Below are 24,596 nucleotides of genomic sequence, written 5' to 3'. Positions count from 1 at the left end.
CAGCCCGGCTGCAGCCCGGCCGTTGAGCGGTTCACCGCGCTGTCGGAGGGGTGCCGTACGGTGCGCGGGTGGACGAAACGGAATTCGACATCCCGACCGCAATGGCCGAAAGTGTGCGCTCCCGCGCGGGCGCCTGGGCGCTCGTCAGGGGCTTCGCCGCGTACTGGGGCGAGCCGCTGGGGCCCGGCGACGGCTTCACGGACGCGGAGCTGGACGCGGCCGAGCAACGGCTGGGCCTGCGGCTGCCGGTGGCGCTGCGGGAGGCGTACCGGCTGTTCGGCCGCCGGGCGGACCTCACCAGCAGTCAGGACGTGCTGCTGACGCCGGCGGAGCTGTACGTGCTGGACGGCGCGCTGGTGTACCGGGCGGAGAACCAGGGCTGCGCGCACTGGGGCGTGCTGCTGGAGGACCTCGGCCGGGAGGACCCGCCGACGGTGGGCCGGCTCGACCTGGCGGACAAGTCACGGGAACGGTGGGAGCCCTGGGAGGAGCGCTTCTCGACGGCGGCCGCGGCGATGGCGATGGCGGAGAAGCTGCTGGAGGACCACGAGCTGGCCGACTTCCTCGAACCGGCCGACTTCCCCGGAGCGGACGGGGAACTGCCGTACGGTCTTGAGGAGTTGCCCGCGCTGGGGCGCGGCTTGCGGTGGTACCGGGGGCCGGAGGTGCTGGTCGGCGTGGCCGGGGAGGCCTGGGCGGCGGCCCGGGCACGCACCCCGGAGGCGCTGGACGCGCTTTACGGGGCGGTGCCCGGGGAGTGGCCGGGCGAGTAGCCCGGCGACGGGGGCCGGTGCTCGGCGGCTCCGGGGTCAGGCGGAGGAGCCGCCGAGGTCAGGCGGAGGAGCCGCCGTCCAGGACCAGGTCGCTGCCGACGGTGTAGCCCGCCTCCGGCGAGGCCAGGTACAGCACCGCGGCGGCCACCTCCTCCGTCGCGCCGGCCCGGCCGACCGGGACCTCGGCCCTCATCCGCCCGGCCTTGGCCGCGGCGTCCTCGCCCGGCCGGGAGGACATCGGGGTGTCCACCGCGCCGGGGCTGACGGTGTTGATCCGCACGCCCTCGGCGATGTGGTCGAGGGCGGCGGCCCGGGTCAGCGCGGTGACCGCGGCCTTGCTGGCGGCGTAGGCCCCGACGCCCGCGATCCGCTTGTGGGCGCCGATGTTGGACGAGACGTTGACGATCGCGCCGCCGCCGTGGGCCCGCATGTGGCCGATCTGGTGCTTCATCGCGAGCAGGGTGCCGGTCACGTTGATGTCGAACATCCGCTGCCACTCGGCCTCGTCGATGTCGGCGACCGGACCGAGGGCGCCGAGCACCCCGGCGTTGTTGACGGCGACGTCCAGGCCACCGAGGTTCTCCACGGTCTCCCGGACCAGCCGGGCGGCGTCCTGGGCGTTCGTCACGTCGCCGGTGAGCGCGACCGCCTTGCCGCCGGCCTGCTCGACCAGGTCGACGGTCTCGGCGAGCGGGCCGGCGGTGCGGCCGGCGACCGCGACCCGGGCGCCCTCGCGGGCGAAGGCGAGCGCGATCGCCCGGCCGATGCCGCTGCCGCCGCCGGTGACCAGGACGGACTTGTCGGCGAAACGCGTGGTCATGAGGTGGTCTCCTTGATTCGGGTGGTGCGTTCGGTTGCGGTGGGGACGGTGGTCCGGGGCAGCGCGGCGACCGCGACGGCGGTGAGCGCCAGCCCGACGGCGGCCGCCGCGAAGGCCGCGGCGTAGCCGCCGACGACGCTCGGGCGGGTGGCGGCCAGCGCCATCAGGGCGGCCAGTCCGGCGGTGGGGCCGAGTTCCATGGCCGTGTTGAACACTCCGGCGGCCAGCCCGGTGCGCTCCGGCGGCACACCGCCGGTGGCGAGCACGGCCGCACCGGCGAAGGCCGCGGCGGCGCCCGCGGGCAGCAGGAGCAGTCCGGGCAGCAGTCCGAGGGCGTACCCGCTGCCGGGGGCGAGCCCGGCCAGCAGGCCGAGTCCGCCGGCCGCCACGGCGAGGCCGCCGGCGGTGACCGCCACCGGCCCGTACCGGACGGTCAGCGGCCCGGCCAGCCGGCCGGCGAGCAGCAGGACGGCCGCGTACGGCAGGAAGGCGGCGGAGGTGGCCGCGGCGCTCCAGCCGCGCAGCTGCTGGAGGTAGAGCGAGAGCAGGACGAAGGTGAGCGCGGTGCCGGCGGCGGTGGCCATGACGGCGGCGAGCCCGGTGGCGCGACGCCGGTCGGCGAGGAAGCCGGGCGGCAGCAGCGGGTCGGCGGTGCGGCGTTCGGCGGCGGCGAAGGCGAGCAGCAGGGCGAGCCCGGCGGCCAGCGGGCCGTACGTTCCGGGGCCGTGCCAGCCGTGTTCGGTGGACGCCACCAGGGCGTAACTCGCCGCGCAGACACCGGTGGTGGCGAGGGCGGCGCCGCGCAGGTCCAGGGCGGGGCGGTGGCTGACGGGGGCGGCGGCGGGCCTGGCCGGGCGGTGCCCGGCGGGGGCGGCGGCGGGCAGGGCGGCGGAGCGGGCGAGCCCGGCCAGCGCGACCAGGACGGGCACCGCGAACAGCCAGCGCCAGGAGACCGCGGCGGCGACCGCGCCCGAGAGCACGCTGCCGACGGTGGCGCCGAGCACCGACAGGCCGCCCCAGGTGGCCATCGCCCGGCGGTAGGCGGCGGGTTGGGGGTACAGCACCCGGACCACCGCGACCGCCGCCGGGGCGGTGAGGGCGGCTCCGGCGCCCTGCGCGAAGCGGCTCGCCAGCAGGACGGGGTAGCCGGGCGCGAGCGCGCAGGCGACCGAGGCGACGGCGAGCAGCGCCAGGCCCGCGCGGAGCACCGGGCGTCCGCCGTGACGGTCCGTCAGTCTCCCGCCGAGCAGCAGCAGGGAGCTGAAGGAGAGGCCGTAGGAGGCGCTGAGCAACAGCACCGCGGACGGGCCGAGCCCTAACTCCCGTGCCACCAGGGGCAGCGGCACGGTGAGGATCGTGATCGTGAAGACCAGCACCGCCTGGACGACGCCGAGCAGCGCGAAGCCGTACCGGCCGGTAGTGATGACGGCCATGTAAAACCCTCCCCCCTATGTAGACCGTTCGGTCCAGAATCAGCACAACAGAAGAAGCCGGTCCGGGACGACCGGGTGTCAGTCCAGCAGTGCCAGCGCCTGCTCGGCGGCGTCCCGCGCCCGGGGCGCGCCGTCGGCGGTCTTGCCCACCACCCGGATGCCCTGCAGCAGCACCACCAGCATCCGGGCGAGCGCCCGCGGCTCCCGCCCGGCGGGCAGTTCGCCCTGGGCGGCGGCGCGCACCAGGGCGCCGGTGAGCAGCGTCTCCAGGCGGTCGAAGCTCGCCTCCACCCGGCGGGCCGCGGCCGGGTCGTGCGCGGCCAGCTCCACCGCCGTGTTGGTGACGAAGCAGCCGATCCGGCGCTCCGGCCCGTCCGCCGTCGCGTAGTGGCGGACCATCGCCCGGACCGCCGGCAGCGCCGGGCCCGGCTGGGACAGCTCGTCCAGCCGCGCCGAGTCGCTCTGCTCGCAGTAGCGCTCCAGCGCCCGCAGGTACAGCTCGTGCTTGCTGCCGAAGGTCGCGTACACACTGGCCCGGGCGATTCCGAGCCGCTCGACCAGGTCGGCCATCGAGGTCGCCTCGTAGCCGCGCTCCCAGAACAGCTCCAGGGCCGCCTGCAGCGCCGCGTCCGGGTCGAATTCCTTCGTTCGCGCCATGTCGAGAACCGTATCCCTTTCTGGACCGAACGGTCAAGAAAGAGCACCCATTGGTCCAGACCTAATGCCTGACGGAGCATTGCCAACGGAACTCGGCCAAGGCTACCCTTACCGCTCCCCCGTCCACCTCCTTCCCCACCGGGAGGCGCTTCGCATGCCCGCACCCCGCCCCACCACCCCCCGGCAGGCCGTCGACGCCGTCAGACCCGTCGTCCTGACGGCGTTCCGGATCGTCGTCGGCCTGCTCTTCGCCTGCCACGGCGCCGCCTCGCTGTTCGGCGTGCTCGGCGGCGCCAAGGGCGGCGGCACCGTCCCGCTCGGCCAGTGGCCGGGCTGGTGGGCCGCTCTGATCCAGCTGGTCGGCGGCGCCCTGGTGCTGCTCGGCGCCGGCACCAGGGTGGCCGCCCTGCTCTGCTCCGGCTCGATGGCCTACGCCTACTTCACCGTCCACCAGGAGCACGCCCTGCTGCCGATCCAGAACGGCGGCGAGCTCTCGGTGATGTTCTGCTGGTCCTTCCTGGTCATCGCGGCGCTCGGCTCCGGCCCGTACGCCCTGGACCGGCTGATCACCCGTCAGCCGGTGGCCGCGTCGGCCGAACCGGCGGCCCAGCAGACCTCAGCGGTCTGACGGTCCGCCCGCGGCCAGGTGGCGCTCGACCGAGGCGACCTTGGCGGTGAGGCCGTCGGTGACCCCGGCCCGGTCGTCGATCTTGATGACCGTGCTCACCCGGTTGCTGTGGGCCTTCACCGCCTCGATCGCCGCCTTGATCACCGGCATCACCTCGTCCCACTCCCCCTCGATGCTGGTGAACATCGCGTCCGTACGGTTGGGCAGGCCGCTCTCCCGCACGACCCGGACGGCGGCGGCCACCGCCTCCCCCACGTCCTCGCCGATCCCCAGCGGGGTCACCGAAAAGGCTGCGATCACGGTTCTGCGCTCCTTGCGTCGAAAGGCACTGGTCGCGTCCCGGAGCTCCACCCCGGGCCGCGACCAGGCTAGGGCGCGTCTGACAATTCGCGTCGCGAACCCGGCGGGAATCGTCAGGCACGCCCTCGACGTCAGGCCACCGAGGGCAGCGGCGGTTCGACCGCCAGCGGAGCCGTGGCGCGGGCCCGGTGCTGGTCGGCCCAGGAGACCAGGGCCACCGTGCAGGCGTGGTCCAGGTGGCGCAGCCCGGACCAGTCCAGCTCCACCGGCCGGTCCCCCGGCAGCCGTTCCAGGGTGTCCAGCAGCCGGGGCAGCCGCAGGAAGGTGGCGTTGCCGCTCAGCCGCACCCGGTGCAGCGGCTCCCCGTCCGGCCGCGCCTGCTCCTCCACCGCGATCTGCAGCTGCGAGGTCTGCCAGGCCGACTTGGCCACCGCGAGGCCGACGCCGACCAGCACCCCTTCGAACAGGTCGGTGGCGATGATCGCGCCCGCCGTCACCACCAGCACCAGCGCCTCGCCCAGGTGCCCGCGGCACAGCGCGACGATCCGGCGCAGCGGCACCAGCTTGGCGCCGGCGTGCACCAGGACGGCGGCCAGCGCGGTGAGCGGGACGAGCCCGAGCGCGCCCGGCAGCAGCGCGGTGAACAGCAGCAGCCAGCCGCCGTGCAGGACCCGCGAGGCCCTGGTGCGCGCGCCGGCCTGGACGTTGGTCGCGCTGCGCACGATCACCGCGGTCATCGGCAGCGCGCCGAGCAGCCCGCAGACGGCGTTGCCGACACCCTGGGCGGTGAGTTCGCGGTCGTAGTCGGTGCGCGGGCCGTGGTGCATCCGGTCGACGGCGGCGGCGCTGAACAGCGTCTCGGCGGAGGCGATCAGGGTGAAGGCGATGACGGTGCCGAGCCCGGCGGTGCCGACCAGGGCGGCCAGCGCGTCACGGTCGGGCAGGTGCACCACGTCGAGCAGCCCGGCCACCCGGACCCGGGCCACCGGCAGGTCGGCGGCGGCGGTGACGGCGGCGGCCAGTCCGACGGCGGCCAGCGGGGCGGGGACGGCGCGGGCGGCGCGCTCCGGCAGGTACTTCCAGCCGACCAGGACCAGCAGGGTGCCGAGGCCGAGGGCGACCGCGCTCGGGGTGGCGGCGCCGGTCAGCACGTCGTGCAGCAGGTCGGGCAGTCCGGCGATCTTCTGCGGCCCGGTGGCGGGGGCGCGGCGGTCGGCGAGCGCGTAGAGCTGGCCGAACACCAGGGTCAGTCCGATGCCGGCCAGCATGCCGTGCACCACCGAGGCGGACATCGCCCGGAACCAGCGGCCGAGCCGCAGGGCGCCCATCGCCAGTTGGAGCAGGCCGGTGCAGAGCACCAGCAGGCCGAGCGCGCCGACGCCGAAGCGCTGGACGGCGTCGGCGACCAGGACGGTCAGCCCGGCGGCCGGCCCGCTGACCTGGAGGCTGCTGCCGGGCAGCAGGCCGGCCACCAGGCCGCCGACGATCCCGGTGACCAGCCCGAGTTCGGCGGGGACGCCGGAGGCGACGGCCACCCCGACGCAGAGCGGGAGGGCGACCAGGAACACCACCAGTGAGGCCGGCAGGTCGTGGCGCCAGGGGACGGCGCGCAGGGCCGCGGCCGGGGTTCGGGGCCGGCCCGGCGGGCCGTGCTTGCGGAGGAGGCCCGGCGGGCTCTCGCTGCGGTGGGACGGCGGGTTCACCCGGTCACCGCCAGGGACCGGTCGGGGGTGCAGCAGCGCATGGGGGGTCCTTCCGCGCGCCCGCCGCTGCGGGCGCGCCGTTGCGGGGCGGGGAGCAGGAGCACGGGGGAAGGGGACAGGGGACCGCGGAGGGGCGGCGACAGCGGTACGGCCGCGGGTCCGGATCGAGCGGCGCGCGGCGGCGGGTGTCGGGTCGGTGCGGTCGGGGGGTGCGTCCCTCGCTCGGGTGCGGCGGACCGGGCGTGCCGGTCCTGGACGGGGCCGCCGGCGGAGTTCCCCCGCTCCTCGGCGCTCCCGAATCCCCCCGCCGCGGCCTCAGTCGGACGTCACGGGCCCGGCGTGCCACCGACGGTACCCAGTGCGGCGGGGCGGCCCGACACCCCGCACCGTCCCTTCACCGGCACTGCACACCGGCTGCGCTTCCCGGCGCGGAACGTCCGCTTCCCCGGGTACACCAGCGCGAACGCCGTCCGGGCGTACGAATCCGGGCCGCTCGGGCCGCCCCTCCCGGCGTCCACATTCTGTTGAAGCCCCCTTGACGGCCCGACAGGCCCCGCCCTACCGTGCTTCCACATAGAGAAACCATTCTTCCGTATGGTGGAATTCGTGAGATGAGCCCTCCGAGCCCCTGCGGGCCGACGCAGGAGAGATCCGATGCCTCGTATGACAGCCGCCCGCGCGGCCGTGGAGATCCTGAAGATCGAGGGCGTGGACGTCGCGTTCGGCGTGCCCGGCGCGGCCATCAACCCCTTCTACGCCGCGCTCCGAGCCGCCGGCGGGATCCGGCACACCCTGGCCCGGCACGTCGAGGGCGCCTCCCACATGGCCGAGGGCTACACCCGCGCCAGGGCCGGGAACATCGGGGTCTGCGTCGGCACCTCCGGGCCGGCCGGCACCGACATGATCACCGGCCTGTACTCGGCGATCGCCGACTCCGTCCCGATCCTCTGCATCACCGGCCAGGCGCCCGTCGCCCGGCTGCACAAGGAGGACTTCCAGGCCGTCGACATCGCCTCGATCGCACGGCCCGTCACCAAGGCCGCCACCACCGTGCTGGAGGCCGCACAGGTCCCCGGGGTGTTCCAGCAGGCCTTCCACCTGATGCGCTCCGGCCGCCCCGGCCCGGTGCTGATCGACCTGCCGGTCGACGTCCAGCTGACCGAGATCGAGTTCGACCCGGAGGCCTACCAGCCGCTGCCCGTCCACAAGCCCGCCGCCAACCGCGTCCAGATCGAGAAGGCCGTCGCCCTGCTCCAGCGCTCCGAGCGCCCGCTGATCGTGGCGGGCGGCGGCGTCATCAACGCCGACGCCTCCGAACTGCTGCTGGAGTTCGCCGAGTTGACCGGCGTCCCGGTGGTCCCCACGCTGATGGGCTGGGGCGTCGTCCCGGACGACCACGAGCTGAACGCCGGGCTGGTCGGCCTCCAGACCTCCCACCGCTACGGCAACGAGACCTTCCTCGCCTCCGACTTCGTCCTCGGCATCGGCAACCGCTGGGCCAACCGCCACACCGGCGGCCTGGACGTCTACACCGCGGGCCGCACCTTCGTCCACATCGACATCGAACCCACCCAGCTCGGCCGGATCTTCGCCCCGGACCTCGGCATCGCCTCCGACGCCAAGGCCGCCCTGGAACTCCTCGTCGAGGTGGCGCGCGAACTGCGGGCCGCCGGCACGCTCAGGGACCGCGGCGCCTGGGCCGCCTCCGTCCAGGAGCGCAGGGCCCGGCTCCAGCGCCGCACCCACTTCGACGACGTGCCGATCAAGCCGCAGCGGGTGTACGAGGAGATGAACAGGGCCTTCGGCCCGGAGACCCGCTACGTCACCACCATCGGGCTGTCCCAGATCGCCGGCGCGCAGCTGCTGCACGTCTACCGGCCGCGGCACTGGATCAACTGCGGCCAGGCCGGCCCGCTCGGCTGGACCGTCCCGGCCGCCCTGGGCGTCGCCACCGCCGACCCCGGGGCCCAGGTCGTCGCGCTCTCCGGCGACTACGACTTCCAGTTCATGATCGAGGAGCTGGCGGTCGGCGCCCAGCACCGCATCCCGTACGTCCACGTGCTGGTGAACAACTCCTACCTGGGGCTGATCCGCCAGGCGCAGCGCGCCTTCGACATCGACTTCCAGGTCAAGCTGGAGTTCGAGAACGTCAACGCGCCGGAGCTGGGCGCCTACGGCGTGGACCACGTCAAGGTCGTCGAGGGCCTCGGCTGCAAGGCGATCCGGGTCACCGAGCCGGCGGGCCTGCTGCCGGCCTTCGAGGAGGCGAAGAAACTGGCCGCCGAGTTCCGCGTCCCCGTCGTGGTCGAGGCGATCCTGGAGCGGGTCACCGACATCTCGATGGGCGCCGCCGACATCGACAAGGTCACCGAGTTCGAGGAGCTCGCCACCCGCCCGGAGCACGCCCCGACGGCGATCAGGCCGCTGGTGCCCTGACCGGTCGCGCGCACCGGTCGCGCGGGCGCGTACGCGAGGCTCCGTACGCCCCCGCGCGCCCGGAACACCGGCACGCCGACCACGGTTGATCCCGTCGCGGCCGCTACCGTGGCCCCGGAAGAGGCCCGGCCCGACGACCCTCCGAAAGGACCACCACCGTGAGCCTGTACGACATCCCGCTGCGCACCCTCGCCGGCGCGCCCACCTCGCTCGCCGAGTACAAGGGCAAGGCGCTGCTGATCGTCAACGTCGCCTCCAAGTGCGGCCTGACCCCGCAGTACGAGGGCCTGGAGCGGCTCCAGCAGCGGTACGCCGGGCGCGGCTTCACCGTGCTGGGCTTCCCCTGCAACCAGTTCGCCGGGCAGGAGCCGGGCAGCGCCGAGGAGATCCGGACCTTCTGCTCCACCACCTACGGGGTGACCTTCCCGCTGTTCGAGAAGATCGACGTCAACGGGGAGGACCGGCACCCGCTGTACGCCCGGCTGACCGAGGTCGCCGACGACGAGGGCCAGGCCGGGGACATCAGCTGGAACTTCGAGAAGTTCCTGGTCTCCCCGGACGGCACCGTCGCCGCCCGCCTGCGTCCGGGCGTCGACCCGGAGGCCCCCGAGCTGATCACCGCCCTCGAAGCCGTCCTCCCGGCCTGACACCCCCCTCCTCGCCTGACGACCCGGAGCGCCCCGCGCTCCGGGTCGTCGCGCGTCCGCCGGGCGCCGCCTCCCGGGGCGGTCAGCGGATCCCTGGAACCGGGCCTTGATCTCAAGTCGACTTGAGGTCCTAGTCTCCCTGGTGTGCGGCCGGAGCGGCCGCGACACCCGCCGCGATCCCCGGGAGAGCCACCGCCATGACCACCGCCCCCGCCCCCGTCACCCCCACCGCCGCGGACTTCGCCGCCCTCGAGCAGCGCGTCCGGGTCCTCACCGACCGCGCCGACCTCACCGGTCTCATCGACGGCTACCTGCTCAGCCTCGACACGGTGCCCCACGGCGGCGGACGGTTCGACGAGGCGTGGGCACGGCGCTACTTCACCCCCGACGTGCGGATCACCTCGCCGGTGGGGCAGCACGAGGGGATCGACGGACTGGCCGAGTCCGAGCAGGCCACCCTCGGGAAGTTCGAGCGCACCCAGCACGTGGGCGCCAACTACATGATCGACCTGGACGGGGACCGGGCCACGGTGCGCTGGAACGCCCTGATGACCCACGTCCACCTCGCCTCGACCCAGCGGGCGCGGGGCGAGGAGCCCGGCGGCCACTTCGACGTCGGCGGCACGTTCACCGGCGAGGCGGTGCGCACCCCCGACGGCTGGCGCCTGCGCAGCCTGGACGTGCGGGCCGTGTGGACGAACGGGAAGGGCCCGCTCGTCCTGACCGCGAAGGCCGAGGAGACCCTGCGCGACCTCGCGGGCGGGGCGTGACGGCGGGGCGTGACGGCGACCGGAACCGGCCCGATGTTGCGGACATGCTCAGCACGCCCCTAGGGTCTGTCTTCAAACTCGCGTCTGCGGGGCGACGCCGGGGCACGCACCTCGCCGCGTTGTCGTCGGTCGCCAATGCTCCGCAGTGGCTCCCTCCTCCGCCTTGCGATGCACGCACCCCAACGCCGCCCCGCCCGCCCTCCGGGCGAACGACGGGAGTTTGAAGACAGACCCTAGCGTGAGTGCCCGTCGACCCCGTTCCCGCGGAGAGGACCGCCTTGATCACTCGTCACCTCAGGACCGCCGCCCGAGCGCTGCTCGCGGCCGGTCTGCTCGTCACCGGCGCGCTCGTCGGCGCACCGCCCTCGGCCGCGGCCGCCGCGGCACCGACGGCCCTGACCGCCTCCGACTACACCCTCACCGCGGACTACCACCGGTTCGACACGCTCAACTCCGCGCTCGTCACCGCCCTGGGGACCTCCGCCGTGCACACGGTGATGGAGAACGCCAACCACGACCGGCAGGCGCTCCCCTCGTCCTTCTCCGTCAACGGCCTGTCCACCGGCTTCCGGTTCGACGACGGCGACGACTCCGACTGCCAGAGCGTCCCGCAGGGCATCACCACGAGCCGGGACGCCGTGGGGACCGCGAACAGCGGCAACTACGACGGCCACCAGCTCGTCCTGGTGAGCTGGTACACCACGGACGGCTGCGGCGGCGCCCAGCAGCGCAGCCGGATCACCCTGGTCGACTGGGACGCCACCTACCCCAACACCTACCGCAAGATCCTCCTGGTGGAGCCGACCGGCACCGCGGCGGCGCCGGACTTCAAGGACATCCCGATCCACGCCGGCGGCGTCTCCTGGTACGGCGACTACCTCTACGTCGCCGACACCGGGAGCGGCATGCGCGTCTTCGACATGCGCAAGATCCTCAACACCGACACCGGAGGCACCGCCGACCAGATCGGCCGCCAGTCCGGCTCCGTCTACTACGCCCACAACTACGCCTACGTGCTGCCCCAGGTCGGCACGATCACCTCCCACGCGCCGTCCGGCAAGGGCCTGGTGTGGTCGTCGGTCTCCCTCGACCGGGTCAGCAAGTCGATCGTGATGACGGAGTACACCTGCCAGGCGGACTGCACCAAGTACCCCAACCGCCCGCCGCGGGCGGTCCGCTTCCCGTTCGCCTCCGGGGCGACGACCTTCGCCGCGACGACGACCGCCACCCAGGCCCTCCAGCTGCCCTGGTACAACCTCAACGGCGTGGCCTCCCACAACGGCCGCTGGTGGTTCAACTCCTCGCGGCAGAAGCAGCTCTACTACTGGACCCCGACCGCCGGCCCCGCCACCTTCCCCTGGGTGGGCGGCGGCGAGAGCCTCTCCTACTGGGAGGACGCCACCGCCGCCGACCTGCTGTGGTCGCTGCAGGAGACCACAGGCGGACGCAACGTCTTCGCGGTCACCCAGGCCACCTACGGCGGCGGCTGAGCACCCGCCCGCCGATCAGAGCCCACGGCCCGGGGCAGCGGCACCGTCCACTGCGGATGGTGCCGCGGCCCCGGGCCGGCCGCTTCCACCCCGCGGCAGCCGCGCGAGGTCACAGCAACAGCCGGGTGCCCGGCGGCAGTTCGCCGTCCCGGGCGGCGTCGTGGAGGTGCGCCAGCAGGGTGGTGCGCAGCGCCTCCGCCGCGCGGGTGAGCGGCACCTCCTGGCCGTGGGCGACGGCGATGGTGCGGCCCAGGCCCGGCCCGGCGAACGCGGTGACCGCCAGGCCGGAGCGGGCGGCCACCATGCCGGGGACGACGGCGGGCCCGAGCCCGGCCCGGACGAAGCCCAGGACGGCGTCCATCTCGCCGCCCTCCACCGCGAACTCCGGCTCGAACCCGGCCGCCCGGCAGGCCGCCAGGGTCGCCTCGCGGACGTCGTAGCCCTCCCGGAACATCACCAGCGGTCGGCCCTCCAGCTCCGCCACCCGGACCCTGCGCCGGGCCCGCCGCTCGGCCGCGACCAGCACCAGCTCCTCGTGCAGCAGTTCGGTGACCGCCAGGGCGGGCGCCTGCTCGCCGCTCGGCCGGGTGATGATCAGCGCGAGGTCCAGCTCCCCCGCTCCCAGCCAGCCGACCAGGTCGCGCGAGCCGCCCTCGCGGACCACCAGGGTCACCCCCGGGTAGCGGTCCCGGAACACCCGCAGCACGTCCGGCACCAGGCTGGTGCACAGGCTCGGCGGGGCGCCCAGCCGCACCCGGCCGCGGCGCAGCTGGACCGTCTCCTGGACGGCCAGCCGGGCGCTCTCGGTGTCGGCGAGGATGCGCCGGGCCAGCGGCAGCAGGGCGTCCCCGGCGTCGGTCAGCGCGATGTTGCCCCGCGCGCGGTGGAACAGTTCGGCGCCCAACTCCCGTTCCAGCGCCCGGATCTGCTGTGAGAGCGACGGCTGGGCGACGTGCGCCGCCTCGGCCGCCCGGGTGAAGTGCCGGGTCTCGGCGACGGCCAGGAAGTAGCGGAGTTGCTGGAGCTGCACAGGGCCAGGATAGGCCGCTTCGATAGCCGACACCTATCGTCGCGAGCCGCATCATGTCTTGGACGCACCCCGGCCCCCGCCCCTAGCGTTGCTGCCATGACAACCGCGACTCGGACGGCCCGGCACCCGTCCACCCTGGCGACCCTGTGGCGGTCGACCGTCGGCAAGAAGGCGGTCATGGCCGTCACCGGACTGGTCATGCTGCTGTACCTGGTCGCGCACATGCTGGGGAACCTCAAGGTGTTCGCCGGCCCGGACGACATCAACGGCTACGCGGCCTGGCTGCGCACCATCGGACAGCCCTTCCTGGGCCACGAGTGGTTCCTGTGGATCGCCCGGGCCGGCCTGCTGGCCGCCGTGGTGCTGCACGGCGTGTCCGCGTACCAGCTCAGCCGCCGCGACCTCGCGGCCCGCCCGAGCGGGTACGTGCACAAGCGCCGCCGCGCGAGCTACGCGACCCGCACCATGCGCTGGGGCGGGGTGATCCTGGCGCTGTTCATCGTCTGGCACGTCCTCGACCTCACCACGCTGACCGTGAACCCGGCCGCCGAGCACGGCCACCCGTACCAGAACGTCGTGGCCTCCTTCGGCCGCTGGTACGTCGACGTGTTCTACGTCGTCGCGATGCTGGCCGTCGGCCTGCACATCCGGCACGGGTTCTGGAGCGCCGCCCAGACCCTCGGTGCCAACAACGCCCGCCGCGACCGGGCGCTCAAGCTGATCGCGAACGGACTGGCCCTGGTGCTGACGGTCGGCTTCCTGTCCGTCCCCGTCGCCGTGATGACCGGAGTGGTGAAGTGAGCTACCTGGATTACACCGTCGGCGAGCCGGTGGCCGACGCCAAGGCCCCCGCCGGCCCGATCGAACAGCGCTGGGACCAGCGGCGGTTCGACGCCAGGCTGGTCAACCCCGCCAACCGGCGCAAGCACACCGTGATCGTGGTCGGCACCGGCCTGGCCGGCTGCGCGGCCGGCGCCACCCTGGCCGAACAGGGCTACCGCGTCGTCCAGTTCTGCTTCCAGGACTCCCCCCGGCGCGCCCACTCGATCGCCGCCCAGGGCGGCATCAACGCGGCCAAGAACTACCGCAACGACGGCGACTCGGTCCGCCGGCTGTTCTACGACACCGTCAAGGGCGGCGACTTCCGCGCCCGCGAGTCCAACGTGCACCGGCTGGCCCAGGTCTCGGTGGAGATCATCGACCAGTGCGTGGCCCAGGGCGTGCCCTTCGCCCGCGAGTACGGCGGCCTGCTGGACACCCGCTCCTTCGGCGGCGTCCAGGTGTCCCGGACGTTCTACGCCCGCGGCCAGACCGGCCAGCAGCTGCTGCTCGGCGCCTACCAGGCGCTCTCCCGGCAGGTCGCCGCCGGGAACGTGGAACTGCACCCGCGCACCGAGATGCTCGACCTGCTGGTGGTCGACGGGCGGGCCCGCGGCATCGTCGCCCGGGACCTGGTCACCGGGGAGATCCGCTCCTACACGGCCGACGCCGTGGTGCTCGCCACCGGCGGCTACGGCAACGTGTTCTACCTCTCCACCAACGCCAAGAACTCCAACGCCACCGCGGTCTGGCGGGCGCACCGGCGCGGCGCGTACTTCGCCAACCCGTGCTTCACCCAGATCCACCCGACCTGCATCCCGCGCTCGGGCGACCACCAGTCCAAGCTCACCCTGATGAGCGAGTCACTGCGCAACGACGGCCGGATCTGGGTGCCCAAGGCCCAGGGCGACACCCGGCCGCCGGCCGAGATCCCCGAGGAGGAGCGGGACTACTACCTGGAGCGGATCTACCCCGCCTTCGGCAACCTGGTGCCGCGCGACATCGCCTCCCGGGCCGCCAAGAACGTCTGCGACGAGGGCCGCGGCGTCGGCCCCGGCGGCCAGGGCGTCTACCTGGACTTCGCCGACGCGATCCGCCGGATGGGCCGCGACGCCGTCGAGGCCAGGTACGGCAACCTCTTCGAGATGTACGAGCGGATCACCGCCGAGGACCCGTACCGGGTGCCGATGCGGATCTACCCGGCGATCCACTACACGATGGGCGGGCTCTGGGTCGACTACGACCTGCAGACCACCGTGCCCGGCCTGTTCGCCATCGGGGAGGCCAACTTCTCCGACCACGGCGCCAACCGGCTCGGCGCCAGCGCGCTGATGCAGGGCCTGGCCGACGGCTACTTCGTGCTGCCGCCCACGATCAACGACTACCTGGCCCGCCACCCGCTGCCGGCCGTGCCCGCCGACCACCCGGTGCTCGCCGAGGCGCAGGCCGAGGTCGAGGACCGGCTCAACCTGATCCTCGCGGTGGACGGCGACCGCACCCCGGACTCCTTCCACCGCGAGCTCGGCGAACTGCTCTGGGACGAGTGCGGGATGGCCCGCGACGCGGCCGGGCTCACCCGGGCGCTGGAGCGGATCCCGCGGCTGCGCGAGGAGTTCTGGCGCCGGATCAAGGTCCCCGGCACCGGGCAGGAGCTCAACCAGTCGCTGGAGAAGGCCAACCGGCTCGTCGACTACTTCGAGCTGGCCGAGCTGATGTGCCTGGACGCGCTGCACCGCGCCGAGTCCTGCGGCGGCCACTTCCGCACCGAGAGCCAGACTCCGGAGGGCGAGGCCGCCCGCCGCGACGAGGAGTTCTCCTACGCCGCCGCCTGGGAGTTCACCGGCACCGGCGAGGCACCCGTCCTCCACCGCGAGGACCTCGCCTTCGAGTACGTCCACCCCACCCAGCGGAGCTACGCATGAACCTCACCCTGCGCATCTGGCGCCAGGCGGGCCCGGACGCACCCGGCTCGATGACCACCTACCGGGTCGACGGGATCAGCCCGGACATGTCCTTCCTGGAGATGCTGGACACCCTCAACGAGGAGCTGATCACCCGCGGCGACCAGCCGGTCGCCTTCGACCACGACTGCCGCGAGGGCATCTGCGGCGCCTGCGGCATGGTCATCAACGGCCAGGCGCACGGCCCCGAGCGCACCACCACCTGCCAGCTGCACATGCGGCACTTCCAGGACGGCGACACCATCGACGTCGAGCCCTGGCGGGCGGCCGCCTTCCCGGTGGTCAAGGACCTGGTGGTGGACCGCTCGGCCTTCGACCGGATCATCGGCTCCGGCGGCTACATCACCGCGCCCACCGGCAGCGCCCCCGAGGCGCACGCCACGCCCGTCCCCAAGGAGGCCGCCGACACCGCCTTCGAGCACGCCGAGTGCATCGGCTGCGGCGCCTGCGTGGCGGCCTGCCCGAACGGCTCGGCGATGCTCTTCACCTCCGCCAAGGTGGTGCACCTCAACGTGCTGCCGCAGGGCGCGCCGGAGCGCTCCGCCCGGGTGCGGAACATGGTCTCGGCCATGGACGCCGAGGGCTTCGGCGGCTGCACCAACACCGGCGAGTGCGCCACCGCCTGCCCCAAGGGCATCCCGCTGCCCAGCATCGCGGCGATGAACCGGGAGTTCCTGCGGGCCGCCCGCGGCTGACGACTCCCCCCGGTACCGTCCGACCCCGGACGGTCGGCCCCCGCTCTGGTGCTCAGGCGGGGGCCGACGTCCCTCCGGCGGGGCGTGCGGCGGGAGTTCGCGCTCCCCGTACGGGTGGCGGATCGCCGCGGGCGGTGCTTCCTGACGGAGAATCGCGCTACGGTGGTGCTCCGCTACGGAGGGACGGCATATGCCCGAGGTTCAGTCCTGTTCCGGTTGCGGCGGGTCCGGGGGGACCCAGAAGACCGAGGCAACGGTCGAACTGGACGAGGAAGGAAGCATGGTGCCCAGCGTCCACACCTTCTGGTCGCCCTGCGGTCGGTGCCACGGATCCGGGACGGTGATCGTCGGATGAGGTTCGTCTTCGAGTGCGTCGAGTGCGGTGGGCACTACCTGCCGCCCGAGGAGATGGTGTACCCGGACGGGCCGGCCTCGCCGGTCTGGTGCACCGACTGCCAGGGCGCCAAGCGCGCGGCCGGCGTCCGGGAGGACCCGCTGCTCGCCCGGGTCGCGCTGGCCGCCGCCCGGGCCGCGCTGGCCGGGCGGGCCGCCGAGGCGGCCGAGCAGCCGGCCCGCTTCGACGTCCGCCCGTCCCGTCCGCCGCTGTCCCGCCGGTCCCGGCCCGGCCCCGGCGTGGTGCGCAGCAGGCTGGGCTGAGCTCCCGGGCGCCGCCTGCGGTCAGGCCGGGACGGCCCGGCCGAGGGCGGTGGCGAGGGCGCCGTCCACGGCGGCGCGCAGCTCGGTGTCGTCCTGCTCGGTCCAGGCCCCGGCGAGGTGGCCGTCGGGGCGGACGAGGACGGCGCGCAGGCCCTCCCAGCCGGCGCGGGGCCGGACGGGGACGCCGTGGTGCACGGTCACGTGGTCCCGGGCCCGGTCGGCCAGCACACCGCCGGACGTGAGGTCGAGCAGCAGGTAGGCGTCCGCCCGCAGCAGCGCGAACAGGTCGGCGCCCGGGTCGGTTCCGGTGCCGGTACCCGTCCCGGTGAAGGTGAGGCCCGGGGCGCGGGTGCCGGTCAGCGGGTGGGCGGCGGGACCGCCGCCGGGGTAGGCGACGTCGAGTCCGCTGAGCCGCCCGGCCAGCACCTCGCCGAACTCCTTCGAGCGCGGAACGAGCCGGCTGAGCAGGTCCCGCAGGGCCAGGCCCTCCGGGGTGAAGGCGTGGAACAGGTGGGTCTGCGCGCGGCTGTGCTCCACCAGCTGCTCGCCGACCGGGTGCCGGTCGGTGTGGTAGGTGTCCAGCAACCCCTCGGCCGCCCAGCCGTTGACGGTCGCGGCCAGCTTCCAGCCGAGGTTGAAGGCGTCCTGGACGCCCACGTTCATGCCGACGCCGCCGGCCGGGTAGTGCTGGTGGGCGGCGTCGCCCGCGAGGACGACCCGGCCGCGCCGGTACCGCTCGGCCAGCCGGGTGGCGTTGCCGAAGCGGGACAACCAGGACGGGTCGTGCAGGCCGAAGTCCTCGCCGGCGATGGCGGCGGTCCTGCGCCGCAGCTCCTCCAGGGTGAGATCGCCGGGCCACTGGGTGGTCGCGCTGTCGGGGTCGGCCCCGACGATGCGCCAGCGGCCGCCCGGCAGCGGCACGACCATCAGTCCGCCCCGCTCGTTGAAGCGGTTGAAGCCGGGCGGCGGCGGGGTGGCGAGGCGGACGTCGCCGAGCCAGCCGAGGTAGCCGGCGGGCGTGCCGGGGAAGCCGATGCCGGCGGCCTCGCGCACGGTGCTGCGGGTGCCGTCGCAGCCGGCGAGGTACTCGGCCCGGATGTCGTACGGGCCCTGCGGCCCCTCGACCCGTACGGTCACCGAGTCCGGCCGCTCGGTGAACCCGGTGACCCGGTGGCCGCGCCGGATCCCGGCACCGAGGCCGAGGGCGTACTCCTCGAGCAGTTCCTCGGTCCGGGCCTGGGGGATGAAGAGGGTGTAGGGGTGCGGGGTGTCCAGGGCCGAGAAGTCGAGCCGGTCGGGGAGGTTGGCGAAGTGGCCGGTGGAGATCTTCAGGGCCTCCGCCAGGAAGCGCCGGTGCACCCCGCGCGAGGCCAGCACCTCGATGGTGCGGGGGTGCACGGTGAGCGCCTTGGAGCGCCGGTCGACCTCGGTGCGCTGCTCGACGACCGTCACGCCGACGCCGTTCAGGCGCAGTTCGGCGGCGAGCCAGAGCCCGACCGGTCCGCCTCCGGCGATGACGACCTGCTGCGTTTCCATGCGACTGCCTTCCACTGGAGCGGTGCCCGGGCATCCGGGCGCGACGACTTCTCGGTCACTGACCGAGAAGCTGGGATCCAGTAAACTCGGTCAGTGACCAAGAGGCAATCCGGCGACCGGCTCGACCCGGCCGCAGTGACACGCGCAGGCCTGGAACTCCTGGACGAGAAGGGCCTGGAGGCGGTGACCACCAGAGCGGTCGCCGACCGACTGGGCGTGCGCATGAGCACCGTGCAGTGGCACGTGAAGACCAGGGCCCGGATGGTGGAGCTGATGGCGGACGCCGTCTTCGGCGAGATCCCGCTCACCGGCCTGCCGCCCGCGCCCGAGGAGCGGGTCCGCGAACTGGCCCGCCGCTGCCGCCGCGCCCTGCTGTCCCACCGCGACGGCGCCGCGCTGGTGGTGGGCACCTACGCGGCCGAGCCGAACACCCTGCGCTTCGCCGAACTGCTGGTCGGCGCACTGCTCGACGGCGGCAGGGACGGCCGCGAGGCCTCCTGGACGGCGTGGACGCTGACCTACTTCACCCTCGGCTTGGTCCAGGAGGAGCAGGCCGCCGCCGGCGACCACCCCTGGGGCGACGCCCTCGGCGGCGCCGTCTCCGCGGCCACCCACCCGGCCCTCCACAGCACGCTCCGGCACCTGGCGCCGGACTCGTTCGACGAGCGGTTCGAGTTCGGGATGTCGGCGATCCTCGGGCGAGCGTGACGAACACCCGCGACGGACACCCGGGCCGCGCCGGCCTGCCGCGCCGCGGACCAGGCCGGGGCACCCGCCGCCACTCGGACAGGGGGCCAGGTCCGGTCCGGGTGGGGTCCGAGGCAAGCCGAGCTGACTCACCGTCATCCCGCAGGGTGGTTTGGATCCTGGAAATGACGCGAAGTCAAGCATGGAGTGACGCAAACGACTTGTGCCGGAGACGGTGCGCTGGTTCATTGGTCGTCGCGCGTTCCGCAGTCTCGGGGGAGCACCCATGCAGCCGACCGATCCCACCCACCCCACCGACCCCGGCCGGACCGGCCGTGTCCCGTACGTTCCACGGCCGCCCGGCGGGCCGCCGACACCGCCCCCGGTCGGTCCGGCACCGCCCGTCGCCCCGCCGACGGCCTACTCCGGTGCCTCCGCCGACAGCTCGGCCACCATCCGGGTCGCCGTCACCAACCGCATCCTCTGGGTCGGGCAGGCGGCCTACCCGTTGGCCAACGTCGCCCGGGTCGGCACCACCCTGATCGTGCCCGGCCGGCGCCGCGCGCTCCTACGGCTGCTCGCCTTCACCCTGGCCGTCCTGGTGGTCGCGTTCGCGATCTCCCAGGCCACCCGGAGCTCGTCGGGCCTGTACGACAGCGGTTCGTCCTCGGGCTCCGGGGCCGGCCCGGTCATCAGCGGGGTGATCACCGTGGGGGTCTACTTCCTGATCTTCACGTGGCCGGTGCTGCGCCGCCCCGACCTGCACGTGCTGACCGTGGACACGGCAGGGCCGCCGACCGCGGTGCTGGCCTGGCTCGTCCCGCAGCCCGCCTTCGAGCTCCAGGCGGCCATCACCCGCGCGATCGAGAACCCGCAGGCCGAGTTCCAGCAGCTCGTCCAGAGCATCACCGTCGACCTGAGGCAGTACCAGTTCGGCGACAGCGTCAACATCTACGGCGGCCAGGGGAACACGGGGGTCAGCAAGTGAACGACGACCAGCGTCCGGACGTGCAGTACGGCGACCGGGTCACGATCCACGGCGGCAGCGGGAACATCGGCATCCAGCACAACAGCGGCCCGGGCGCCGAGGCCCTGCCGCCGGAGGTCGTCGCACTGTTCACCCGGCTCGCCGCGGTGGTCACCGAGCTGGCCCGGGACGGCCGGCTCCCGGAGGCCGACCGGCAGAGCCTCGCGGAGGCCCTGCCGGTGCTGACCAGCCCCGCCGCCGAGGAGCCGAGGAGCCGGCGCAACACCCTGCTCCTGCTGGCCGGTGTGGCCCAAAGCCTCGGCGAGGCCGCGGCGCCCGCGCTGAGCCTGGCGAACCAGCTCCTCGCCCTGCTCAGCGGCTGACCGCAGCGGCGTGGGCCGCCACCCGGGCCCGGGTGGCGGGTCACGCCGCCCGGGCCCGTCTCGGCGAGGAGGCGTTCCCCTCGCGGGTTTCTGGCGCGACCACCGTGGCCGCAGTGCCTCCGGACGTCAGAACAGCGCCTCCTGGGTGTCCGGCTCCGGCGGACGCAGTCGTTCGTGCAGCGTCAGGCCCTCGGACCCGCGGCCGGTGACCGGGCTGAGCGTCCAGCCGGTGAGCAGCCGGGTGTCCAGCAGCAGCGGGCCGGAGCCGTCCGCCTGGTCGAGGAAGAGGTGCCGGCCCACCGGCGGCCGCAGCCGGCCCGCGACCACCGCGCCGTCGGCCAGTGCGGCGATCTCCCGGTACGCCTCCGGGGCGCCGCCCGCCAGGCCGTAGCGCTCGACGTGGTCGACCACCGGGCGGTCGGCGAGCAGCTCCAGGGCGTGGCCGTCCAGCAGCCGGTGCGCCTGGGCGCGGGCCTCGCCGAGCACCGTACGGCGGTGCTCGGCGTCGCCGTGCGACCACCAGTGCTCGGTCTTGAGCCGGGACTTGAACCGCTCGCGGGCCAGGCCCGAGGCGGCGACGGTGAGTTCGGCGCGCCGGATCGCCGGCAGGGCGCCGCGGGCGGTGAACGCGTAGGCCAGCGCGCCCTGTTCGAGCAGCCGGCTGTCGCCGCGCTGCTCGGCGGTCAGGCCGACCTTGAGCAGGCCCTCGCCGAACCAGGCGAGGTAGAGCAGGTAGGTGCGGCCGTCGTCGAGGATCTGGTCCCGGGCGAGGGCGAGGCCGCGGTCCACGCTCTGGCAGGCCGGGCACTGCGTCGCGCCGCCGCCGGGGTCGACCACCGCGTGGTGCGGGCAGGGCGTGCGCTCCGTCGCCCCGGCGAGCCAGGCCCCGACGCAGCGGCGCGGGCCGCCCAGCAGCCAGCCGACCTCCGCCCCGGGCGTCACGGCGCGCTCGTGCACCTGGGCGCCGCGCGCGGCCCCGAGCACGGCGCGGCCGTCCCGCCAGCTCAGCCCGGTGGAGATCCAGCCGCCCGGGGCGGCCTGCTGCTGCGGGGGGATCGTCACGTCGCTCCTTGCCGTCGGTAGCGGTCGAGACTACCCGGTGGCACCGACAGGGCGCAGGGCCGCCGGCGGAGGCCGCCCGCGCCGGTCGGCGGCCGGGCCCGGTGGAGCGGCGCTCGACGAATGATCGAGTCGACGTGACCACGTCAATTCATCCGGTTAGCGTCCTTCCCAGTGCACTCCCCACGAACGATCCGCTTCGGGAAGGGAACCACCATGCGCATCCTCCAGCGTGTCGCGGCCGCCGCCGGCTCCATCGCCCTCGCCGGCTCCGGCCTGGTCCTGGCCGCCGCGCCCGCGTCGGCCACCACCACCGCACTGAGCTGCAACGCGCCGTCCTACTTCACCGGCAGCGGCGGCCACGCCGGCGCCTCGATCCGGTGCGTCGGCTCGGCCTTCACCGGCCGGATCGTCTGCTACAAGCCGGGCTACGGCAACTACACCCACTACGGCAACCGCGTCGAGTCCGGCGGCACCTCGACCACCTGGTGCGACCTCGGGGCGACCATCCAGAAGGCCGACGCCGTCTCCTCCTGACCCGCGGCACTGATCCGCGGCGCCGACCCCGCGGCGCCGGTCCCGCGACAGCCCGGCTCTCCGGCCGGGTGCGCGACGGCACTGCACGGGAGATCGTGGGCCCGTCCGGCGAGCTTCGCCGGGCGGGCCCACGTCTGCTCTCCGCCCCGGCCCCCTCCCCGACAGGCCGTCAGGTGCACCGCGACCGGGGCCGCCCGCCGCCGGAAGGGCCCGCAGGTCACCGGCGCTTGGCCGGGCGGGGTGTTCACGTTCTATTGTGGCGGGCGCGGTCGGCGGTGCGCCCGGGAGGCGCTGCCGCGCGGCCGCGGTCGGCGCGAGGCGAATGGGGTGGGCGGACGGTGTCGGGGCGGCGGAGCAGCGGGGTGCTGGCGATCTGGGCGGAGGCGCAGCGACAGCAGCAGCGCCGGGAGGAGGCCCGGTGGCGCGCCGAGGCGGCGGAGCAGCGCCGCCGGGAGCGGGAGCAGCGCGAGGCGCAGAAGGCGGCGGTCCGCGGCGAGCGCGAGGCGCAGCGCGCCTACCAGCAGTCGCGGGAGGCGGAGGCGGCCCGGCGGACGGCCGAACTGGACGCCCGGGTGGAGGAGTTGAGGGGGCTGCTGGCCGCCGGGCTGGCCGCGCCGGCGTTCGGTCCGCAGGCCCTGCTGGCGCCGCGGGCGGTGCCGTCGTTCGACCCGGGCCCGCTGGGCGAGCCGGTGCCGATGCCGGACCAGTCCGAGGCGCGGTACTTCGTGCCGCCGCCGGACCCGGTCCAGGCCCGCAACCCGGGGGTGCGGCAGCAGTACGAGCGGTACCTGGCCCAGGCCCGGGCCCGGTTCGAGCAGGACTGGTACGCCGCGCAGGCCCGGGAGGCCGACCGGCAGCACCGGCTGGCCGCGTACCACCAGGAGTACCTGACGCACGTCGAGCGGTCCCGCCGGCAGCAGGAGGAGCTGGCCGCCCGGACCGAGGAGTTGCTGCGCCGGCTGCGGGCGGGTGAGCCGGAGGCGGTGCAGGAGTACTTCACGGCCGGCCTGTACGCCTCGGCGGCCTGGCCGGAGGGCTTCCCGCACCGGCTGGTGGCGGCGTTCGACGCCGGGAGCCGCCAGCTGGTGGTGGACTGGGAGCTGCCCGGGCCGGACGTGGTGCCGGCCGCCGCCCGGGTGCGGTACGTGAAGTCGGACGACCGCGAGGCCGAGGTGGCCCGGCCGGCGACGGAGCGCAAGGCGCTGTACCGGGAGGTGCTGGCGCAGTCGGCGCTGCGGGTGGCGGCGGAGCTGTTCCGGGCGGACCGGGACGGGCTGCTGGACTCGGTGGTGCTGAACGGCTTCGTGCTCGGCATCGACCCGGCGACCGGCCGGGAGGCCGATCGCTTCGTCTCCACCCTGACCGCGACCCGGGCCGGTTTCGCCGCGCTGGCGCTGGACCGGGTGGCGCCGGTGGAGTGCTTCCAGGGCCTGGGCGGCCGGCTGTCGGCGCGCCCGGAGCGGCTGGACGAGGTGCGGCCGGACCGGCGGCCGGAGAGCGTCGGCGGGAGCATGGCCGGGCACGGCGGCGAGGACGAGCCGGACCTGTTCGAGATGGACCCGCTGGAGTTCGAGGACCTGATCGCCGAGCTGTTCCGGCTGCGCGGCTTCAAGGTGATGACCACGGCCCGCAGCGGCGACGTCGGGGTGGACGTGGTGGCCGAGGACCTGGACCCGGTGACCGGCGGCCGGATCGTGATCCAGGCGAAGCGCTACAAGAAGACCGTCCCGCCGACGGCGGTGCGGGACCTGGAGTCCACCGTCCGCCACCACGGCGCCATCAAGGGCATCCTGGTCACCACCGCGGGCTTCGGCCGAGGCTCGTACAGCTACATCGAGGGCAAGCCGCTGACCCTGGTGAGCGGCCCGGAGCTGGTCGCGCTGCTCGCGGAGCAGGGCCTGCGCGGCCGGCTCGGCGGGGGCTCCGCCGCCGCCCCGGCCGCGGCCGAGGCGCCCGCGGAGTCGGGCGGGACCGCCCTGACGGTGAGCTGGCGGAGCCGGACGGCCGGCGGGGAGGCGGTGGAGCTGGACGTGACCGCCTTCCTGTGCGGCGCCGGCGGCCGGGTGCTGAGCGACGAGCACTTCGTGTTCTTCAACAGCCCGCAGGACCCGGACGGCGCCGTCCGGCTGCATCCGACCCGGTCGGTGCCGGGCGAGCCGACCCGGGCGGCCCGGCTGGCCCTGGACCTGCACCGGCTGCCGGCCGCCGTCGAGGAGGTGGTGGTCGCGGTCTCCACCGAGGAGGAGCATCCGGCGCTGCCGCTCGGCTACGTGCACGGGCTGGCCCTCGCCGCCGCGTACGGGCCGGGGGCGGACGGTCCGGCCGCCTGGACGGGCCCGACGGGCGGGGTGCCGGACAGCGCGATGCTGCTCGGGGCCTTCCGCCGGGCGGCCGGCGGCTGGGAGTTCAGCCCGTCCGGGCGGACGGTGGGCGACGGCCTGGCCGGGCTGGCGGCGGCCTTCGGCGTGGCGGTCGAGTAGACGGCCCCGGCCCTGGACCGGTCCGGGACTCGTCCAGGAGCGGCCCGGGACCTTGGACCTCAGGGTTCGGGTCATACCTGAGGAGGAGAGAGCCCCCGCCGCCCCGCCGGGTCGGCGGGGGCCGACCA

At 74.6% G+C, this 24,596-nt stretch carries 23 protein-coding genes; 15 read left to right on the top strand and 8 right to left on the bottom strand.

All coding sequences use genetic code 11. The annotated features are described in order from the left end of the window. Positions 1 to 68: 68 nt before the first annotated feature. On the top strand, positions 69 to 773 hold the full coding sequence (locus ACFY0X_RS17075; RefSeq protein WP_387755084.1) for an SMI1/KNR4 family protein: 705 nt from the start codon (positions 69 to 71) through the stop codon (positions 771 to 773). Between the two features lie 58 nt (positions 774 to 831). Here ACFY0X_RS17075 and ACFY0X_RS17070 read toward each other — a convergent pair whose 3' ends face one another. The 3 genes from ACFY0X_RS17070 to ACFY0X_RS17060 all read right to left on the bottom strand — a co-directional run bounded on the left by ACFY0X_RS17070 (position 832) and on the right by ACFY0X_RS17060 (position 3,683). Beyond that, positions 832 to 1,593, bottom strand: coding sequence for an SDR family NAD(P)-dependent oxidoreductase (locus tag ACFY0X_RS17070; RefSeq protein WP_387755081.1), 762 nt, complete (start codon positions 1,591 to 1,593; stop codon positions 832 to 834). Then, positions 1,590 to 3,026, bottom strand: a complete 1,437-nt coding sequence (locus tag ACFY0X_RS17065; RefSeq protein WP_387755078.1) for an MFS transporter — start codon at positions 3,024 to 3,026, stop codon at positions 1,590 to 1,592. Before ACFY0X_RS17065 ends, ACFY0X_RS17070 begins: the two co-directional genes overlap by 4 nt. 78 nt (positions 3,027 to 3,104) lie before the next feature. After that, the gene (locus ACFY0X_RS17060; RefSeq protein WP_387755075.1) at positions 3,105 to 3,683 is read right to left on the bottom strand and encodes a TetR/AcrR family transcriptional regulator; all 579 of its coding nucleotides are present in this window, start codon (positions 3,681 to 3,683) and stop codon (positions 3,105 to 3,107) included. Positions 3,684 to 3,837: 154 nt separating this feature from the next. Here ACFY0X_RS17060 and ACFY0X_RS17055 point away from each other — a divergent pair, with 154 nt between their 5' ends. Next, complete coding sequence (locus ACFY0X_RS17055; RefSeq protein ID WP_387755072.1) at positions 3,838 to 4,311, top strand: DoxX family protein; 474 nt, start codon at positions 3,838 to 3,840, stop codon at positions 4,309 to 4,311. Here ACFY0X_RS17055 and ACFY0X_RS17050 read toward each other — a convergent pair. Both ACFY0X_RS17050 and ACFY0X_RS17045 read right to left on the bottom strand, forming a co-directional pair. Next, positions 4,300 to 4,611, bottom strand: coding sequence for an MTH1187 family thiamine-binding protein (locus ACFY0X_RS17050; RefSeq protein ID WP_387755070.1), 312 nt, complete (start codon positions 4,609 to 4,611; stop codon positions 4,300 to 4,302). The genes ACFY0X_RS17055 and ACFY0X_RS17050 overlap by 12 nt on opposite strands. Positions 4,612 to 4,742: 131 nt before the next feature. Then, the gene (locus ACFY0X_RS17045) at positions 4,743 to 6,224 is read right to left on the bottom strand and encodes a SulP family inorganic anion transporter (protein ID WP_387755716.1); all 1,482 of its coding nucleotides are present in this window, start codon (positions 6,222 to 6,224) and stop codon (positions 4,743 to 4,745) included. A 744-nt stretch (positions 6,225 to 6,968) separates the two neighbouring features. On the opposite strand from ACFY0X_RS17045, the gene gcl reads away from it, so the two are divergent. From gcl to ACFY0X_RS17025, 4 genes are all read left to right on the top strand, one after another. Next, a complete protein-coding gene (gcl, locus tag ACFY0X_RS17040) occupies positions 6,969 to 8,750 on the top strand; it encodes a glyoxylate carboligase (protein ID WP_387755067.1) in 1,782 nt (593 codons plus the stop codon). Positions 8,751 to 8,908: 158 nt separating this feature from the next. Next, positions 8,909 to 9,397, top strand: coding sequence for a glutathione peroxidase (locus ACFY0X_RS17035; RefSeq protein ID WP_387755065.1), 489 nt, complete (start codon positions 8,909 to 8,911; stop codon positions 9,395 to 9,397). 197 nt (positions 9,398 to 9,594) lie between these two features. Beyond that, positions 9,595 to 10,167, top strand: a complete 573-nt coding sequence (locus ACFY0X_RS17030) for a nuclear transport factor 2 family protein (protein WP_387755062.1) — start codon at positions 9,595 to 9,597, stop codon at positions 10,165 to 10,167. Positions 10,168 to 10,445: 278 nt separating this feature from the next. Beyond that, positions 10,446 to 11,657, top strand: a complete 1,212-nt coding sequence (locus ACFY0X_RS17025) for a hypothetical protein (protein ID WP_387755060.1) — start codon at positions 10,446 to 10,448, stop codon at positions 11,655 to 11,657. A 109-nt stretch (positions 11,658 to 11,766) separates the two neighbouring features. Here ACFY0X_RS17025 and ACFY0X_RS17020 read toward each other — a convergent pair whose 3' ends face one another. Beyond that, positions 11,767 to 12,687 (bottom strand): LysR family transcriptional regulator, encoded by a 921-nt coding sequence (locus tag ACFY0X_RS17020; RefSeq protein ID WP_387755057.1) that lies wholly within the window; start codon positions 12,685 to 12,687, stop codon positions 11,767 to 11,769. A gap of 96 nt (positions 12,688 to 12,783) precedes the next feature. Between ACFY0X_RS17020 and ACFY0X_RS17015 the strand changes: the two genes are divergently transcribed. From ACFY0X_RS17015 to ACFY0X_RS17000, 4 genes are all read left to right on the top strand, one after another. Then, positions 12,784 to 13,488 (top strand): succinate dehydrogenase cytochrome b subunit, encoded by a 705-nt coding sequence (locus ACFY0X_RS17015; RefSeq protein WP_387755055.1) that lies wholly within the window; start codon positions 12,784 to 12,786, stop codon positions 13,486 to 13,488. Further along, the gene (locus ACFY0X_RS17010) at positions 13,485 to 15,428 is read left to right on the top strand and encodes a fumarate reductase/succinate dehydrogenase flavoprotein subunit (RefSeq protein ID WP_387755052.1); all 1,944 of its coding nucleotides are present in this window, start codon (positions 13,485 to 13,487) and stop codon (positions 15,426 to 15,428) included. The genes ACFY0X_RS17015 and ACFY0X_RS17010 overlap by 4 nt, the downstream gene beginning before the upstream one ends. Then, positions 15,425 to 16,162, top strand: coding sequence for a succinate dehydrogenase/fumarate reductase iron-sulfur subunit (locus ACFY0X_RS17005; RefSeq protein ID WP_387755049.1), 738 nt, complete (start codon positions 15,425 to 15,427; stop codon positions 16,160 to 16,162). The genes ACFY0X_RS17010 and ACFY0X_RS17005 overlap by 4 nt, the downstream gene beginning before the upstream one ends. A gap of 351 nt (positions 16,163 to 16,513) precedes the next feature. Further along, positions 16,514 to 16,819, top strand: coding sequence for a hypothetical protein (locus ACFY0X_RS17000; protein WP_387755047.1), 306 nt, complete (start codon positions 16,514 to 16,516; stop codon positions 16,817 to 16,819). Positions 16,820 to 16,840: 21 nt separating this feature from the next. On the opposite strand, the gene ACFY0X_RS16995 is transcribed toward ACFY0X_RS17000, so the two are convergent. Further along, a complete protein-coding gene (locus ACFY0X_RS16995; RefSeq protein WP_387755044.1) occupies positions 16,841 to 18,355 on the bottom strand; it encodes an FAD-dependent monooxygenase in 1,515 nt (504 codons plus the stop codon). Between the two features lie 93 nt (positions 18,356 to 18,448). Here ACFY0X_RS16995 and ACFY0X_RS16990 point away from each other — a divergent pair, with 93 nt between their 5' ends. The 3 genes from ACFY0X_RS16990 (at position 18,449) to ACFY0X_RS16980 (ending at position 20,392) form a co-directional block, all read left to right on the top strand. After that, the gene (locus tag ACFY0X_RS16990) at positions 18,449 to 19,063 is read left to right on the top strand and encodes a TetR/AcrR family transcriptional regulator C-terminal domain-containing protein (protein ID WP_387755041.1); all 615 of its coding nucleotides are present in this window, start codon (positions 18,449 to 18,451) and stop codon (positions 19,061 to 19,063) included. A 265-nt stretch (positions 19,064 to 19,328) separates the two neighbouring features. Further along, entirely contained in the window at positions 19,329 to 20,030 is a 702-nt protein-coding gene (locus tag ACFY0X_RS16985) for a DUF6232 family protein (protein ID WP_387755038.1), read from the top strand. Then, positions 20,027 to 20,392 carry a hypothetical protein gene (locus ACFY0X_RS16980; RefSeq protein ID WP_387755036.1) on the top strand — a complete coding sequence of 122 codons (366 nt, stop codon included), beginning with the start codon at positions 20,027 to 20,029 and terminating at the stop codon, positions 20,390 to 20,392. The genes ACFY0X_RS16985 and ACFY0X_RS16980 overlap by 4 nt, the downstream gene beginning before the upstream one ends. A gap of 126 nt (positions 20,393 to 20,518) precedes the next feature. On the opposite strand, the gene ACFY0X_RS16975 is transcribed toward ACFY0X_RS16980, so the two are convergent. Then, positions 20,519 to 21,454 (bottom strand): DUF2797 domain-containing protein, encoded by a 936-nt coding sequence (locus tag ACFY0X_RS16975; protein ID WP_387755034.1) that lies wholly within the window; start codon positions 21,452 to 21,454, stop codon positions 20,519 to 20,521. Positions 21,455 to 21,667: 213 nt separating this feature from the next. Between ACFY0X_RS16975 and ACFY0X_RS16970 the strand changes: the two genes are divergently transcribed. Together ACFY0X_RS16970 and ACFY0X_RS16965 are read left to right on the top strand one after the other, a co-directional pair. Then, on the top strand, positions 21,668 to 21,988 hold the full coding sequence (locus tag ACFY0X_RS16970) for a hypothetical protein (RefSeq protein WP_387755032.1): 321 nt from the start codon (positions 21,668 to 21,670) through the stop codon (positions 21,986 to 21,988). A gap of 362 nt (positions 21,989 to 22,350) precedes the next feature. Continuing rightward, entirely contained in the window at positions 22,351 to 24,468 is a 2,118-nt protein-coding gene (locus tag ACFY0X_RS16965) for a restriction endonuclease (RefSeq protein WP_387755029.1), read from the top strand. The last annotated feature ends 128 nt before the right edge of the window (positions 24,469 to 24,596 follow it).

This window comes from Kitasatospora sp. NPDC001547 (assembly GCF_042894165.1).
Classification (GTDB): Bacteria; Actinomycetota; Actinomycetes; order Streptomycetales; family Streptomycetaceae; genus Kitasatospora.
Note: the sequence above shows the minus strand (reverse complement) of the source record. Positions and strands in the feature narration are given on the sequence as shown.